This window comes from Micromonospora sp. DT46 (assembly GCF_049841735.1).
Lineage (GTDB): Bacteria > Actinomycetota > Actinomycetes > Mycobacteriales > Micromonosporaceae > Micromonospora > Micromonospora reichwaldensis.
In genome coordinates this window covers 461,504-473,933 of sequence record NZ_JBNCKW010000004.1, presented here as the reverse complement: position 1 = coordinate 473,933, position 12,430 = coordinate 461,504, and the positions used below count along the sequence as shown (strand labels likewise).

Genomic DNA, 12,430 nt, shown 5'->3' with positions numbered 1-12,430 from the left:
CGCGGCGTCCCGGGCGGAACCTCGGGCGACACGACAGGGGTCGGTCGCGCGGGGTCGGCGTGCCGGGCGTCGCCGCCCCGCGGTGCCGCTCCGGGCTGCGGGTGCCCGGACGGCCCGCGCGACGCCCACGGCGGCGCGGCCGCCCTCGGGCGTCGCGGTCGGTGGACAGTCGGGAGACGGGTGCGCCGGGCGGATGTCGGGACACGTCGTGACCGGGAGTCGTTCGGCGGAATCCGTTCGGCCGGAATTGCCGAGTCGAACAACAATCGGACATATACCTTGATCTCAGAAGTCTCGACGTATTAACCGAAGAAGCCCCCGTTTACCTGCACGACAACCAATGCGGCCGTTGCGCTCCGTCAGCCGCAGCGTTCCGTCGGCATCGAAGCTATCAGATGGCCACGCCGAGTGGACCCGGCTGTTACGTCACTCTCGCGACAGTCCAGGCTGGAGTGTGAACCGTCACAGAGCCCGCGAACGGGCGACGTGCGGTGGCAGCCACCCGCCCCGCTCGCGGCGCTGCGGAGGGCCTCCGGGCAGGCCGTACGCCCGAGCTGCCCGCGCGGCCCTCCGGCGGGTCACCGATCCGTCGCGCGGCGCCGACGACACTTCACCCTCGACGCCGCCACGACCATTTGCGACTATCCTCGTCAGCTCCACCGTGCCGGCATTTTCGGACGGTCCGGCCGAATTGTCGAAGGCGGTGTATCGGCGGATCGAAAGGGGGAGGGAATGGAACGTCCGCCCACCCGCCCGCGAAGCCCGACCGGCGCCGGACGACGACCGCCGCCGCACCCCCTGCCGGCCCCGCCCGCCCCGAACCGGACGCGCCACCCGCCCCGAGAGGACACACCATGACGACCACCCGGCCGCCCGCAGTGAGCAGGTCGCCACTGGGCCGCGCGTACGCCGAGCACGTCGCCCGGAGCGCGTCGACGGACGACCCGACGGCCGCCGCCCTGGACTCGGTCATCCTCGAGCCGTACCGGGAGCGGTTCATGAGCGCCCCCGCCTTCCTGGCGGAGAGCGAGTGCCGGGCCGTAGCCCGGGACCTCCGCACGGTCTACGACCTGCTGCGCGCCCTGCCGGAGCGGGTGTTCGACGGGGACCTCACCGCACTGGCCGAGGCCGTCGGCATGGATCCCCGGCAGACGGCGCTGATCACGCGCGGCGCCCGCGCCGGGTCGCTCGTCCCGCTGGGCCGCGCCGACCTCTACCACGACGGCGCGGGGTTCCGGCTGCTCGAGTTCAACCTCACCAGCGCCCTCGGCGGCTTCGAGTCCGCCGACATCAACCGGGCGATGCTGGCGTACCCGCCGCTGCGGGAGTTCGTGGACCGGCACGGGCTCCGGTACCCGGACACACTGGGCTGCATCGTGCGGATGATGTACGCCGAGTGCGCCCCGATGGTCCCCACGGACCGGCCGCCCGTCGTCGCCGTGGTGGACACGACGGAGAACTACCCCATCGTGGGCGGCCGGCTCGAGGTGTTCGCCGAGCTGCTCGCCGGGTACGGGATCGAGGGGATCGGCTGCCACCTCGGCCAGTTCACGTACCCGCAGGGCCGGCCGACCGTGGCGGGCCGCGCCGTCGACGTCGTCGTGCGCTACTTCCTGCCCGAGGACCTGGCCGACCCGGTGGCGGCGGCCCAGGTGGAGCCGCTGCTGGTCGCCGCGGAGCAGGAGAAGGTCGGCCTGTTCAGCCGCCTGGACGCCGAGCTCTACGGCAACAAGGGCACCCTGGCCATGCTCTCCGACGACCGGCACCGGCACCTGTTCGACGCCGACGAGCTGGCCTGCGTCGACCGGCTCCTGCCGTGGACCCGGCACGTACGCCCGCGCGGCACCGATCCCGAGGGGGCCGAGGTCGACCTGCTCGCCTACGCCCGGGCCCGGCAGGACGAGCTGATCCTGAAGCCGACGCTGCTGCACGGGGGCAACGGCGTACTGGCCGGGTGGACGGTGGGCGGCGACGAGTGGCAGGCCCGGCTCGACGCCGCGCTGGACGGCCCGTACGTGCTGCAACGCCGGGTCCGGCCCGCCGCCGAGCCGTTCGCCGACGGCGTGGGCGGCGTGCGGGACCTCTACCTCAACTGGGGGGTCTACCTGGCCGACCGCGACGTCGTCGACGAGGACGGCTACGCCGGCTGCCTCGTGCGTGGCAGCACCGACCCGGGGGTCGGGGTGGTCAGCATGGCCGGCGGCGCGAAGATCGGCTGCACCTTCCACGGCGGCTGAGCGCCCGTCGCCGGCCGGGTGAGGTTGTCGCGCCCGTACCGCCGGCCGCCGGGCACCGGATCGCGGTGCCCGGCGGGCTCAGCGGTGCGCGACGGCCGGTGGGGCCGGCACGACCGGGCGCTGCGCGCCCGCACGTGCCGGCCGGTCGGTCGCGGGGCGCTCAGGCACCCGCGCCGGAGCGCACCCGGTCGATCCAGGCCTCGACGTCGTCGGCGGTACGCGGCATGGCCGACGACAGGTTCTCGTGACCGTCCTCGGTGACCAGCACGTTGTCCTCGATCCGGACGCCGATGCCGCGGAACTCCGCCGGCGCCAGCAGGTCGTCGGCCTTGAAGTACAGGCCGGGCTCGACGGTCAGGATCATCCCGGGCTTCAGCTCGCCGTCCATGTACTCCTGGCGCAGCAGCATCTGGCAGTCGTGCACGTCCATGCCGAGGTGGTGGGACGTGCCGTGGACCATCCACCGCCGGTGCCAGCCGCCGCTCTCCCGGTCCAGGGTCTGCTCGAGGGTCACGCCCTCGGGCAGCAGTCCCCACTCGTGCAGCCGGCGGGCGATGACCACGTTCGCGGCGGCGTGGATGTCGCTGAACTTGTTGCCCGGCTTCACCGCCGCCAGGCCGGCCTCCTGCGCCTCCAGGACCGCCTCGTAGATCTTGCGCTGCACGTCGGTGAAGCGACCGGTCACCGGGAGGGTGCGCGTGATGTCGGCGGTGTAGAGGGAGTCGACCTCGACACCGGCGTCCACCAGGATGAGGTCGCCCTCGCGGACCGGACCGGTGTTCTTCGTCCAGTGGATGGTGTTGGCGTGGTCGCCGGACGCGCAGATGGTCTCGTAGCCGATGCCGTTGCCGTCGTGGCGGGCGTACAGGCCGAAGAGACCCTCGACCCACCGCTCGCCGCGCTCCTTGCCGACGGCCTCGGGCAGCCCGGCGATGATGGCATCGAAGCCCCGGTGGGTGGCGGCGATCGCCTTGCGCATCTCGCCCACCTCCCACTCGTCCTTGCACAGTCGCATGCCCGACAGGTGGCGGGCCAGTTCCTCGTCCGCCTCGTGCTGCTGCGTGACCGACGCGGGCGTCTCCGCCTGGGCCCGGGTCTCGTCGACGAGCCGGGCGAGCTCGCCGTCGGCCCCCCGCACCACGCGCACCACGGTCGCGCCGGCGTCCTTGGCCAGGACGTCCGGGAGCGAGTCGATGTGCCGGGTGCCGATGCCCAGCCGCTGCTCGATGTCGCGCATCGTCGGGCGGGGTCCGACCCAGAACTCGCCGAACCGGGAGTCCGCGAAGAACTCCTCGCTGTCGCGCGGCGCGAGCGGCCGGAAGAACAGGATCGCCTCGTGGCCGTCGGGCCTGGGGTCCAGCACCAGGACGCTGTCGGGCTCGGTGTCGAACCCGAGACCGGTCAGCCAGGCGAAGGCCGTGTGCGGGCGGAAGGTGTAGTCGGTGTCGTTGCTGCGCACCTTGAGGCCGCCGGCGGGGATGATGAGGCGCTCGCCCGGGAACCGGCGTGACAAGGCCGCCCGGCGGCGGGCCGCGTGCTCGGCGACCTCCGCGCGCGGGACAGGTGCCGCATCCGTACTGGCCCAGCCGGAGGCGATGAAAGCGCGGAATGCGTCGCTCGTCGGGGTGTTACGGTGGCTGGCTTTCACCTGCTCGTCGCTTGTCATGGCCGATATCCTGCCACGCGCTGCGGAGCCACGGCAAAGCTGCCGCGACCCTCGACTGTGGCCCCTGGAGCGCCCCGGCGGCAGGCGTGGTCGCGGTCGTCACCGCCGGGCGTCCGGCGCGTAAGCGGGTATCGACGTTTGTGTCCACGGCACGGGCCGGAGAGTTTTGCCGAAACGCCACAATCGATCGACGTCTTGACATCCGTTGTAACATTTCCGAAGCCGCTCGATCGGCATCCGTGGCGCGCTTGTGAACGCCGCCGTTTCCGCTTTGTTTGATCCGACCGTCCGATGCGGTCGCCAACTCACGGAAAGCGAAGTGTCCATGCAATTGTCTGCGTTGAGTTCTGCGGTGAAGACAGCTTTCGGCAGTGATTCGCGTCGTCGGGGCAGGCGGATCGCCGTCGCGGCCGCGCTCGGGGTGGCGCTCGTGGGCGGGGCGGGCGCGGGTGCCGCGGCCGTGGCCCCCGCGCCGCCGCCGGAGCCGGCCGCGGCGCCCGTCGGCGGCCACGCCGTACGCCAGGGCAACGTCACGGTCGACGGCGCGACCCTGCGTTACACCACCAGCGGGAGCGGCTCGCCGCTGGTGCTGCTGCACGGCTGGCCGCAGACGTCGTGGGTGTGGCACAAGGTGCTGCCCAGCCTCGCCCAGCAGCACACCGTGATCACGTTCGACCTGCCCGGCCTGGGCGCCTCCACCGCCCCCGCCGGCGGCTACGACAAGGCCACCACGGCACGCCGGATCCGGCAGGCGGTCAACCAGCTCGGCTTCACCCAGGTGGCCCTGATCGGCCACGACCTCGGCGCCATGGTCGCCTACAACTACGCCCGCGACTTCCCCACCGAGGTCACCCGGATCGGCGTCGTCGAAAGCCCGCTGTCGGGATTCGGACTGGAGAACTTCTACGGGATCAGCTGGCACTTCCTCTTCAACGCCTCACCCGCGCCCATCCCGGAACGCATCATGGACAACGAGGACGTCCCCACCTATCTGGGAATGCTCTTCGACCGCGCGCAACATCCGGCGGCGATCGACCGCAACGTCTACTACCGCGCGTATTCCGACCCGGCGAAGCGGACGGCGGGATACGAGTACTACCGGGCGTTCAAGGCCGACGCCGCCGACAACCAGGCCCACGCGCAGTCGAAGCGCCTGACCATTCCCGTGATGGCCATGGGCGCCCAGTCCGTGTTCGGACCCGCCGTCGCCGCCTCCTACCAGCAGGTGGCCGACGACGTCCGCACCGTCGTGGCCCCCGACACCGGCCACTGGATCGCCGAGGAGAACCCGACCTTCTTCAGCGCCTGCGCGTTGCTCTTCTTCGGCCCCTCCACCGGCACCCCGTCCAGCCCTGAACTCACCGGCTGCGCCCCCTGACGGGAGCCCCTCCCGCACGCACCACGCCACGGCGAGGGCGACCTGCGTCGACCCGGGCCGGCGGTGGCGACGCCACCGCCCTTCCGGTCGACCCGGCTGCCCTCGCCGTGGCGTCGGCGTATCTCACCGGCCCTGACCCTGGAACTGGTCGCGGACGAGTGGGAGCGGCGGGGTCCGACGCCCCCGGCACGGTCGGCGGCCCGCGGGCCTAGCTGTCCGCGTAGACGAGGTCCAGCACGTCGGTGCGCCCGGACCAGCGCAGTTCGAGGTGCCAGCAGCCGGCCTGCGGCAGGTCGACGATCGACGGCCCCGGACCGCCGGCGGCCTCCCGCGTCACCCGGGTTCCGGTGCCGTCCAGGGTCGCGGTGATCCGCAGGGCGTCCGGGGTGGTCGCGGCGGGGGGCGTCGCGGCGGGACGGGCGACCCAGAGGATCTTGTTGTTCGTCCCGTGCTTCCTGGACCGGCTCAGCGGGTGTCCGAACAGCACCGCGACGATCTCGCCGCGCGCGCCGAGGACGTGCGGCATCCGGGTGCTCCCGCTGAACCCGGCGTCCGCCCAGTCGGGCAGCGGCCCCGTCTCGACCCGGGAACCGCAGCCGGTGGCGGCGCCCGAAGCCGCGCCCGTCGACGCCGTCACGGCCGGAGAGGCGGCCGGCTTGGCGGCCGAAGAGGCAGTCTTCGGGGCGGGCGGAGAGGCGGCCTGCGGGGCGGGCGGAGAGGCGGTCTGCGGGGCGGGTCGTCCCGCTGTCGTACACCCCGCCAACAGGACCACTGCCCCCAGCAACACCCTGCGCGCTGAACCCATCTCACGCCTCCCGACGACCTGCTCGTGCTTCCTCACTGTCGGGACACCGGCCGGCTCTCCCGGGTTCCCGACCCGGGCCCCGGGTCGGCACGACCGCCTAACCCAGCGACCTGGCGATCTCGATCGCCTCGTACCTGGTGAGGTCGCCCTCGATGCGGTAGCTGACGTCGGCCCCCTGCCAGATCAGGGTGGCGGCGGCGAGCCGCGCGGTCTCCACCCGGACGGCGCCGGTGCGATCCACGTAGGAGACCGGGTGCGGGGCGCCGATCCAGACGGCGAAGTCGCCGTCGACCTGGACCCAGCTGGCACCCGCCGCGCTGCTCTGCTTGTGGAAGGCCAGGTCGAGACGGCCGTCGAAGGCGTCGATGCGCAGCGCTCCCCCGCGGTAGAGCAGCGTCGCCACCCGGCAGAAGCCCGCGCCGTCGGGGTCGGCGACCAGCACCTGCTCGGGCGGGCCCAGCTTCGTCGGGGTGCGGACGGGGAAGCGCACCTTCCGCTGCGCCTCGGCCACGGTGGCGGGCCGCTGCGTCGGCAGTGGCGAGGCGACGCCGGTGGGACGCGCCGGGTCGGGCGTCGTGGCGACCGTGATGCCGGCGAAGCGCAGCAGCCCGGCGGCGGCGTCGGCGAGGGCCGCGCGACCCGGCGGCAGCGCCGCCACGACCAGGGCGGCGAGTGCCGCGGCCACGAGGTGGCGCCACCGGCGTCGCCTCGGCGGGGGCGCGGCGAGGCGTGCGCGTACCCGGGCGGTCACGTCGGGCGGGTCGGGCGTCTCCAGCCAGGCGGCGAGGTCGCGCAGTTCGCGTTCGAGGTCATCCACGGCGCACCTCCGCGACGTCGAGCAGGCCGCGGAGCTTCGCCAGTGCCCGGGAGGTCCGCGACTTCACCGTGCCGCGCGGCCAGCCCAGCATGGTCACGGTCTCGTCCTCGCTGAGGTCGAGGAAGAACCGGCACACGATCACCTCACGGTCCTTCACCGGCAGCGAGCGCAGGGCCCGCACCAGGGTGGCCCGGCGTTCCCCGGCGAGGACGGCCTCGACGGCGGCGTCCTCACCGATCTCCGCGGGCGGGTTCGCCACGGCCGCGCGCAGGGCGAGCCCGTCGCGCCGGCCGCGCGACCGGTGCAGGTTGCGGGTCTCGTTGGCCACGATCGCCAGCAGCCACGACCGGAACGACGACTCTCCCCGGTAGCGGGAGATCTTGCGATGTCCCTTCACGAACGCCTCCTGGATGACGTCCTCCGCGTCCGGACCCGCGCCGAGCAGCACCGCCGTCCGGTACGCGGACGCGGTGTGCCGGGCGACCAGGAGTTCGTACGCCTCCAGGTCGCCCGCCCGGGCGCGGGTGACCAGGTCTTCGTCGTTCAGGGGTACCTCCGATGGGGACACGTTGATGACACCACCGGCGCCCTGCGGGTTCCGCCGCAGCGCGAAAAGCTCTCCGGTCGCATCCTCCGCCGTCCCGCCGGCCACGCCGGGGTTCGGCCCGGCCTGTAGCAATCCTTCTTGACGATTCATCGATGCGTAGCTAAGTTTCAGCCATCCGGACTGAGAGGTCGTCGTCGATGAAGGCCCGACTCGTTACCGCGACCGTCCTGGTGGTCACCCTGTCGACCACCCTCGCACCGCTGCCCGTCCAGGCCTCCGCCGCGCCCGCGCGCCCACCGGGCGGCGAGCACGGCTGGGTCACCTCGACACTGCGGCACATGAGCCTGGCGCAGAAGGTCGGCCAACTCTTCGCCACCTACGTCTACGGCGCCGACGCCACCGAACCCTCGGCCGCCGACCGCGCCGCCAACCGCGCGGCGTTCGGCGTCGAGACGCCCGCCGAGGTCGTCGACGAGTTCCACCTCGGCGGCGTCTGCTACTTCTCGTGGTCTCACAACCTCGACAGCCCGCGCCAGATCGCCACCCTCTCCAACGGGTTGCAGCGGGCCGCCGTCGGCGACGGCACGAAGGGGCGGGTGCCCCTGCTCGTCTCCACCGACCAGGAGCAGGGCGTGGTGCTGCGCATGCCCGCCCCCGCCGCGCAGTTCCCCGGGTCGATGGCCCTGGGCGCCGGGCGGTCGCCCCGGGCCGCCCACGAGGCCGCGAAGATCACCGGACGCGAGCTGCGCGCGGTCGGCATCCACCAGCCGTACGCGCCGATCGCCGACGTCAACGTCGACCCCGGCAACCCGGTGATCGGCGTACGGTCCTTCGGCGCCGCCCCCCACCTGGTGTCCGAGCTGACCGCCGCCCAGGTCGCCGGGTTCCAGGACGGCGCCGGCGTGACCGCGGTGGCGAAGCACTTCCCCGGCCACGGCGACACGGCCACGGACAGCCACACCGACCTGCCCGTCATCGACCACACCCGACAGGAGTGGGACCGGATCGACGCGCCGCCGTTCCGGCGGGCGATCAGCGCGGGTGTCGAATCGATCATGACGGCGCACATCGTGGTACCCGCGCTCGACCCCTCCGGCGACCCGGCCACGCTGTCGCCGACGATCCTCACCGGCGTGCTGCGCGGCGAGCTCGGTTTCCGGGGCGTCATCGTCACCGACGCGCTGAACATGGCCGGCGTGCGGCGCAAGTACGGCGACGACCGGGTGCCCGTGCTGGCGCTCAAGGCCGGCGCCGACCAGCTCCTGATGCCGCCGGACCTGCGGCTGGCCCGGGACGCGGTGCTGCGGGCCGTCGCCAGCGGCGAGCTGACCGAGCGGCGCGTCGACGAGTCGGTCCGGCGCATCCTCGCCATGAAGTACCGGCAGGGCCTCGCCCGGTCGCCGCTGGTCGACGTCGAGCAGGCCGTACGCACGGTCGGGGCGCCCGAGCACCTCGCCGCCGTGGCGCGGGTCACCGACCCCACCCTCACCGCCGTCCGCAACGACGCGGGGCTGCTGCCGCTGGGCCCCGGGCAGCGCTCGGTGCTGGTCACCGGCTGGAACAGCGCCGCCTTCGCGCCGGTCGAGACCGTCGCCGACGGGTTCACCGCCCGCGGCGCCCGGGCCACCGCCCGGCCCGCGACCCTGCCCTCGGATCAGACGATCACCGCGACGGCCGCGCTGGCGGCCGAGCACGACCTCACCGTCGTGCTGACCAACAAGGCGTGGGACACGACCGTCACCGATCCGCGCGGCACCCAGCGGCGTCTCGTCGCCGCGCTGCTCGGCACGGGGAAGCCCGTGGTGGTGGCGGCGGTCCGGGACCCCTACGACGTCGCGTACCTGCCGGGCGTGACCACCTACCTGGCGACCTACTCGTACACGCGGGCGGCGATGGACGCCCTCGTCCGCGCGCTGCACGGCGAGTTGTCCCCCCGTGGGCGGCTTCCCGTCACGATCCCCACGGCCGAGGGCGCGGGCACCGTGCTCTACCCCTACGGCCACGGCATGAGCTGGTAGGAGGCAACCCACCATGTCGTCGCTCCGCCCACCCGCGCTCCGACCACTCGCGATCGGCCTGACCGTGGCCGTCCTGGGCGCGGCCCTGCCGGCCACGGCGGCCGGGGCCACGCCGCCGCCGGCCGGCTCGGCGCCGCCGGTCGTCACGCCCGCCGACATCCACTTCCGGCACGACACGCTGCGGCCCGGCCACGCCCGCCAGGTCGGTCTGCTCCCCGAGCACGTGGACCGCATGCCCGCCGACCTGGCGGCGTACCTCGAGCCGACGCCGGACCACCCCGGCCATCCCGCGTACGCGGGCGCCGTGGTCCTGGCGGCCAAGGACGGCGTGGTCGTGCAGCACGCCGCGGTGGGCGCCGCGGTGAAGTACGCCGCCGTCGGTCCGCCGCCCGGGCTGGCAGGGGTGGAACTCCCCGCCGACGAGCAGATCCCGATGCGGCCCGACACCATCTTCGACCTGGCGTCGGTGTCGAAGTTGTTCACCACCATCGTGGTCATGCAGCAGGTCGAGCGGGGACGGGTGGACCTCGACGCGCCGGTCGCCCGCTACGTCCCGGAGTTCGCCGCCGGCGGCAAGGCGACGGTCACCGTACGGATGCTGCTCACCCACACCTCGGGCCTGCCCGCCTTCGTCCCCCTGTGGAGCAGGTACCCGACGCCGGCGGAGCGGTTCGCCGCCGCGCTCGCCACGCCGCTCGCGCCCGGTGCGGAGCCCGGTACCCGGTACGTGTACTCCGACCTGGGGCTGATCGCGCTGGGCGTGCTGGTGGAGCGGGTGACCGGCCGCCCGCTGGCCGCGCTCGTCGCCGACGGCGTCACCGCCCCGCTGGGCATGACCGACACCGGCTACAACCCGGGGCCGCAGCGGCGGTCGCGGATCGCCGCCACCGAGTACCAGCCGTACGCCGGACGGGGCATGGTCTGGGGTGAGGTGCACGACGAGAACGCGTGGTCGCTCGGCGGCGTCGCCGGGCACGCGGGGGTGTTCTCCACCGCGGCGGACCTGGCCGTGCTCTGCCAGTCCCTGCTCAACGGCGGCGAGTACCGGGGGCGACGCATCCTGCGCGCGGACACGGTGCGCGCGATGCTGGTCAACTACAACGCCCCGCTGGAGCAGGCCTACCCCGAGAGCGATCGCGGGCTGGGCTTCGAGCTCGACAAGCACTGGTACATGATGGGGCTCTCCTCCCCGGTGGCGTTCGGGCACACCGGCTTCACCGGGACGTCGATCGTCGTCGACCCGCTCTCCCACTCGTTCGTCATCCTGCTCAGCAACCGCGTGCACCCCGACCGCGGCTGGGGCAGCAACAACGTCGCCCGGCGTGCCGTCGCGCGCGATCTCGCCGAGGCGATGCCGGTGCGACCCCGGTCCCGCGAGGCGTGGCGGGCCGACCCGCGCGACCTCGCGACGGTCACCCTCACGGCCCCGCTGCGCCGGCCGGCGCGGGGCGGCACGGCGAGCTTCCTGCTCTGGTACGACACCGAGCCCCGCTTCGACAGCGCCCGCTTCGAGGTCTCCACCGACGGCGGAGCGACGTGGGCCCCGGGACGACTGCTGCTGCGCCACGCCGACCGGCGGTGGAGCAGTGACGGCACGGTCACCGGCCACGGCGGCCGGGTCTGGTGGCAGGTCTCGGTCGAGTTGCCCGACCGGGCGACCCACCTGCGCTTCAGCAGCACCACCGACGCCTCCAGCCAGGGTCGGGGCGTCTACGTCGACCGGATCGTGGCGGCGGACCGGGACGGGTTGCTCTTCCAGGGCGAGGGCGCCGACGCCGCCCGGCTCGTTCCCGTCGGCTGGTCGCCTGCCCGCACCTGACCGGACCACGGCGCGCGCCGGCCCGCGCCGCCCGTGCCACCACCGCTCGGCCGGGCGCCGCAGCGTGACAGGAGTTTCGAAAACGCCGGCGGCGCCGGCCGAGGTGTGACGATTCGCCGGACCCGACGCGGGGTTTCCGGTCGCACCTGCCGAGCCATTGTCGGTCGCCGAACCCGCGCGTCCGGAGAACACATCGCGTCGAACAGGGTCAAGCCGCCATGAAGGGCCATGACCCGACTCGGCCCGCCGAATGCAGTCAATTTATCGACGCCTACGCGTCACCGTTTTTAACCGAAGCGAGACGAGCCACCACTAGGGTCAGTGAACCGATTGATCGGCGTCGTGGCTGGATCTGTCCCCGGGGTGGGTGGGGAACCGGAAGGGGTGGGAATGAGGGGGGTGGCTCCGCTGGTCATCGGCATTGCCTCCTCGCCGGCCGAACGCAGGCAGCTCGCGCGTCTGCTCGGTGGGACCGAGGCGCTTCTGATCGTCTCGAGCGTCGACCAGGCGCGCACGTTCCTCGGCGTGCCCGGCACACCGGTGCTTCCGCCCGGGCCCGTCGTGACGGCCCAACGCGTCGTGACGGCCGAACCGGTCGTGACAGCCGGACCGGTCGTGACAGCCGAGCCCGTCGTGACAGCCGGACCCGTCGTGACAGCGGAACCCGTCGTGGCAGCCGAACCTGTCGTGGCAGCCGAACCTGTCGTGGCAGCCGAACCTGTCGTGGCAGCCGAACCTGTCGGGACGGCCGAGCCCGGGCAGGGCGTCGGGACACCGCCGCCGCCCGACCTGTGCGTCGACTCCGACCGACGGGTGCTGCGCTGGCTGGACCGCGAGGTCGAGTTGACCCGCCTGGAGCACGACTTCCTGCGGTGCCTGGTCGGCGCGCCCGGGCAGGTCTGGACCTACGAGCGGCTGCACCTCGAGGTCTGGGGCAACGTGCACCTCGGGCGGGGCTCCGACATGCACTCGGTGGTGCGCAGGGTGCGACACAAGCTCGCCCGGCTGGGCGCCTCGGCGTCGATCCACGCGGTCCGCGGGGTCGGCTTCCGTCTCGCGTCGCTCTGACCCGTCCGGCCTCTTCGAGGTCCTCCGACGCGGTCCGGCCCGCCTGGTCGGAACCAGGCGGGCCGGATCTGTCAG

General features: G+C 73.4%; 9 protein-coding genes. 5 read left to right on the top strand and 4 right to left on the bottom strand.

All coding sequences use genetic code 11. The annotated features are described in order from the left end of the window. The first annotated feature begins 854 nt into the window (after positions 1–854). A complete protein-coding gene (locus ACLQ20_RS13530) occupies positions 855–2,237 on the top strand; it encodes a hypothetical protein (protein WP_425855746.1) in 1,383 nt (460 codons plus the stop codon). 160 nt (positions 2,238–2,397) lie between these two features. Here ACLQ20_RS13530 and ACLQ20_RS13525 read toward each other — a convergent pair whose 3' ends face one another. Continuing rightward, positions 2,398–3,903, bottom strand: a complete 1,506-nt coding sequence (locus ACLQ20_RS13525; RefSeq protein WP_151457514.1) for an aminopeptidase P family protein — start codon at positions 3,901–3,903, stop codon at positions 2,398–2,400. Positions 3,904–4,255: 352 nt separating this feature from the next. Between ACLQ20_RS13525 and ACLQ20_RS13520 the strand changes: the two genes are divergently transcribed. Further along, positions 4,256–5,281 carry an alpha/beta fold hydrolase gene (locus tag ACLQ20_RS13520; protein ID WP_327028492.1) on the top strand — a complete coding sequence of 342 codons (1,026 nt, stop codon included), beginning with the start codon at positions 4,256–4,258 and terminating at the stop codon, positions 5,279–5,281. Between the two features lie 208 nt (positions 5,282–5,489). Here the strand turns inward: ACLQ20_RS13520 and ACLQ20_RS13515 are convergent, their stop codons facing one another. The 3 genes from ACLQ20_RS13515 to ACLQ20_RS13505 all read right to left on the bottom strand — a co-directional run bounded on the left by ACLQ20_RS13515 (position 5,490) and on the right by ACLQ20_RS13505 (position 7,471). Further along, complete coding sequence (locus ACLQ20_RS13515; protein WP_358120099.1) at positions 5,490–5,918, bottom strand: hypothetical protein; 429 nt, start codon at positions 5,916–5,918, stop codon at positions 5,490–5,492. A gap of 265 nt (positions 5,919–6,183) precedes the next feature. Then, on the bottom strand, positions 6,184–6,903 hold the full coding sequence (locus ACLQ20_RS13510; protein ID WP_151457373.1) for a hypothetical protein: 720 nt from the start codon (positions 6,901–6,903) through the stop codon (positions 6,184–6,186). Next, the gene (locus ACLQ20_RS13505; RefSeq protein ID WP_225852509.1) at positions 6,896–7,471 is read right to left on the bottom strand and encodes an RNA polymerase sigma factor; all 576 of its coding nucleotides are present in this window, start codon (positions 7,469–7,471) and stop codon (positions 6,896–6,898) included. The genes ACLQ20_RS13510 and ACLQ20_RS13505 overlap by 8 nt, the downstream gene beginning before the upstream one ends. Positions 7,472–7,647: 176 nt before the next feature. Here ACLQ20_RS13505 and ACLQ20_RS13500 point away from each other — a divergent pair, with 176 nt between their 5' ends. The 3 genes from ACLQ20_RS13500 (at position 7,648) to ACLQ20_RS13490 (ending at position 12,355) form a co-directional block, all read left to right on the top strand. Further along, positions 7,648–9,468 (top strand): glycoside hydrolase family 3 protein, encoded by a 1,821-nt coding sequence (locus ACLQ20_RS13500; RefSeq protein WP_425855744.1) that lies wholly within the window; start codon positions 7,648–7,650, stop codon positions 9,466–9,468. A 13-nt stretch (positions 9,469–9,481) separates the two neighbouring features. Beyond that, positions 9,482–11,287 (top strand): serine hydrolase domain-containing protein, encoded by a 1,806-nt coding sequence (locus ACLQ20_RS13495; protein ID WP_151457370.1) that lies wholly within the window; start codon positions 9,482–9,484, stop codon positions 11,285–11,287. Between the two features lie 399 nt (positions 11,288–11,686). Then, a complete protein-coding gene (locus tag ACLQ20_RS13490; protein ID WP_425855743.1) occupies positions 11,687–12,355 on the top strand; it encodes a winged helix-turn-helix domain-containing protein in 669 nt (222 codons plus the stop codon). The last annotated feature ends 75 nt before the right edge of the window (positions 12,356–12,430 follow it).

What these genes read in the sequence shown, in the direction of transcription:
- ACLQ20_RS13530 (WP_425855746.1), top strand. Translation starts at nt 855, where the DNA reads ATGACGACCACCCGGCCGCCCGCAGTGAGCAGGTCGCCACTGGGCCGC.
- ACLQ20_RS13525 (WP_151457514.1), bottom strand. Translation starts at nt 3,903, where the DNA reads ATGACAAGCGACGAGCAGGTGAAAGCCAGCCACCGTAACACCCCGACG.
- ACLQ20_RS13500 (WP_425855744.1), top strand. Translation starts at nt 7,648, where the DNA reads ATGAAGGCCCGACTCGTTACCGCGACCGTCCTGGTGGTCACCCTGTCG.
- ACLQ20_RS13495 (WP_151457370.1), top strand. Translation starts at nt 9,482, where the DNA reads ATGTCGTCGCTCCGCCCACCCGCGCTCCGACCACTCGCGATCGGCCTG.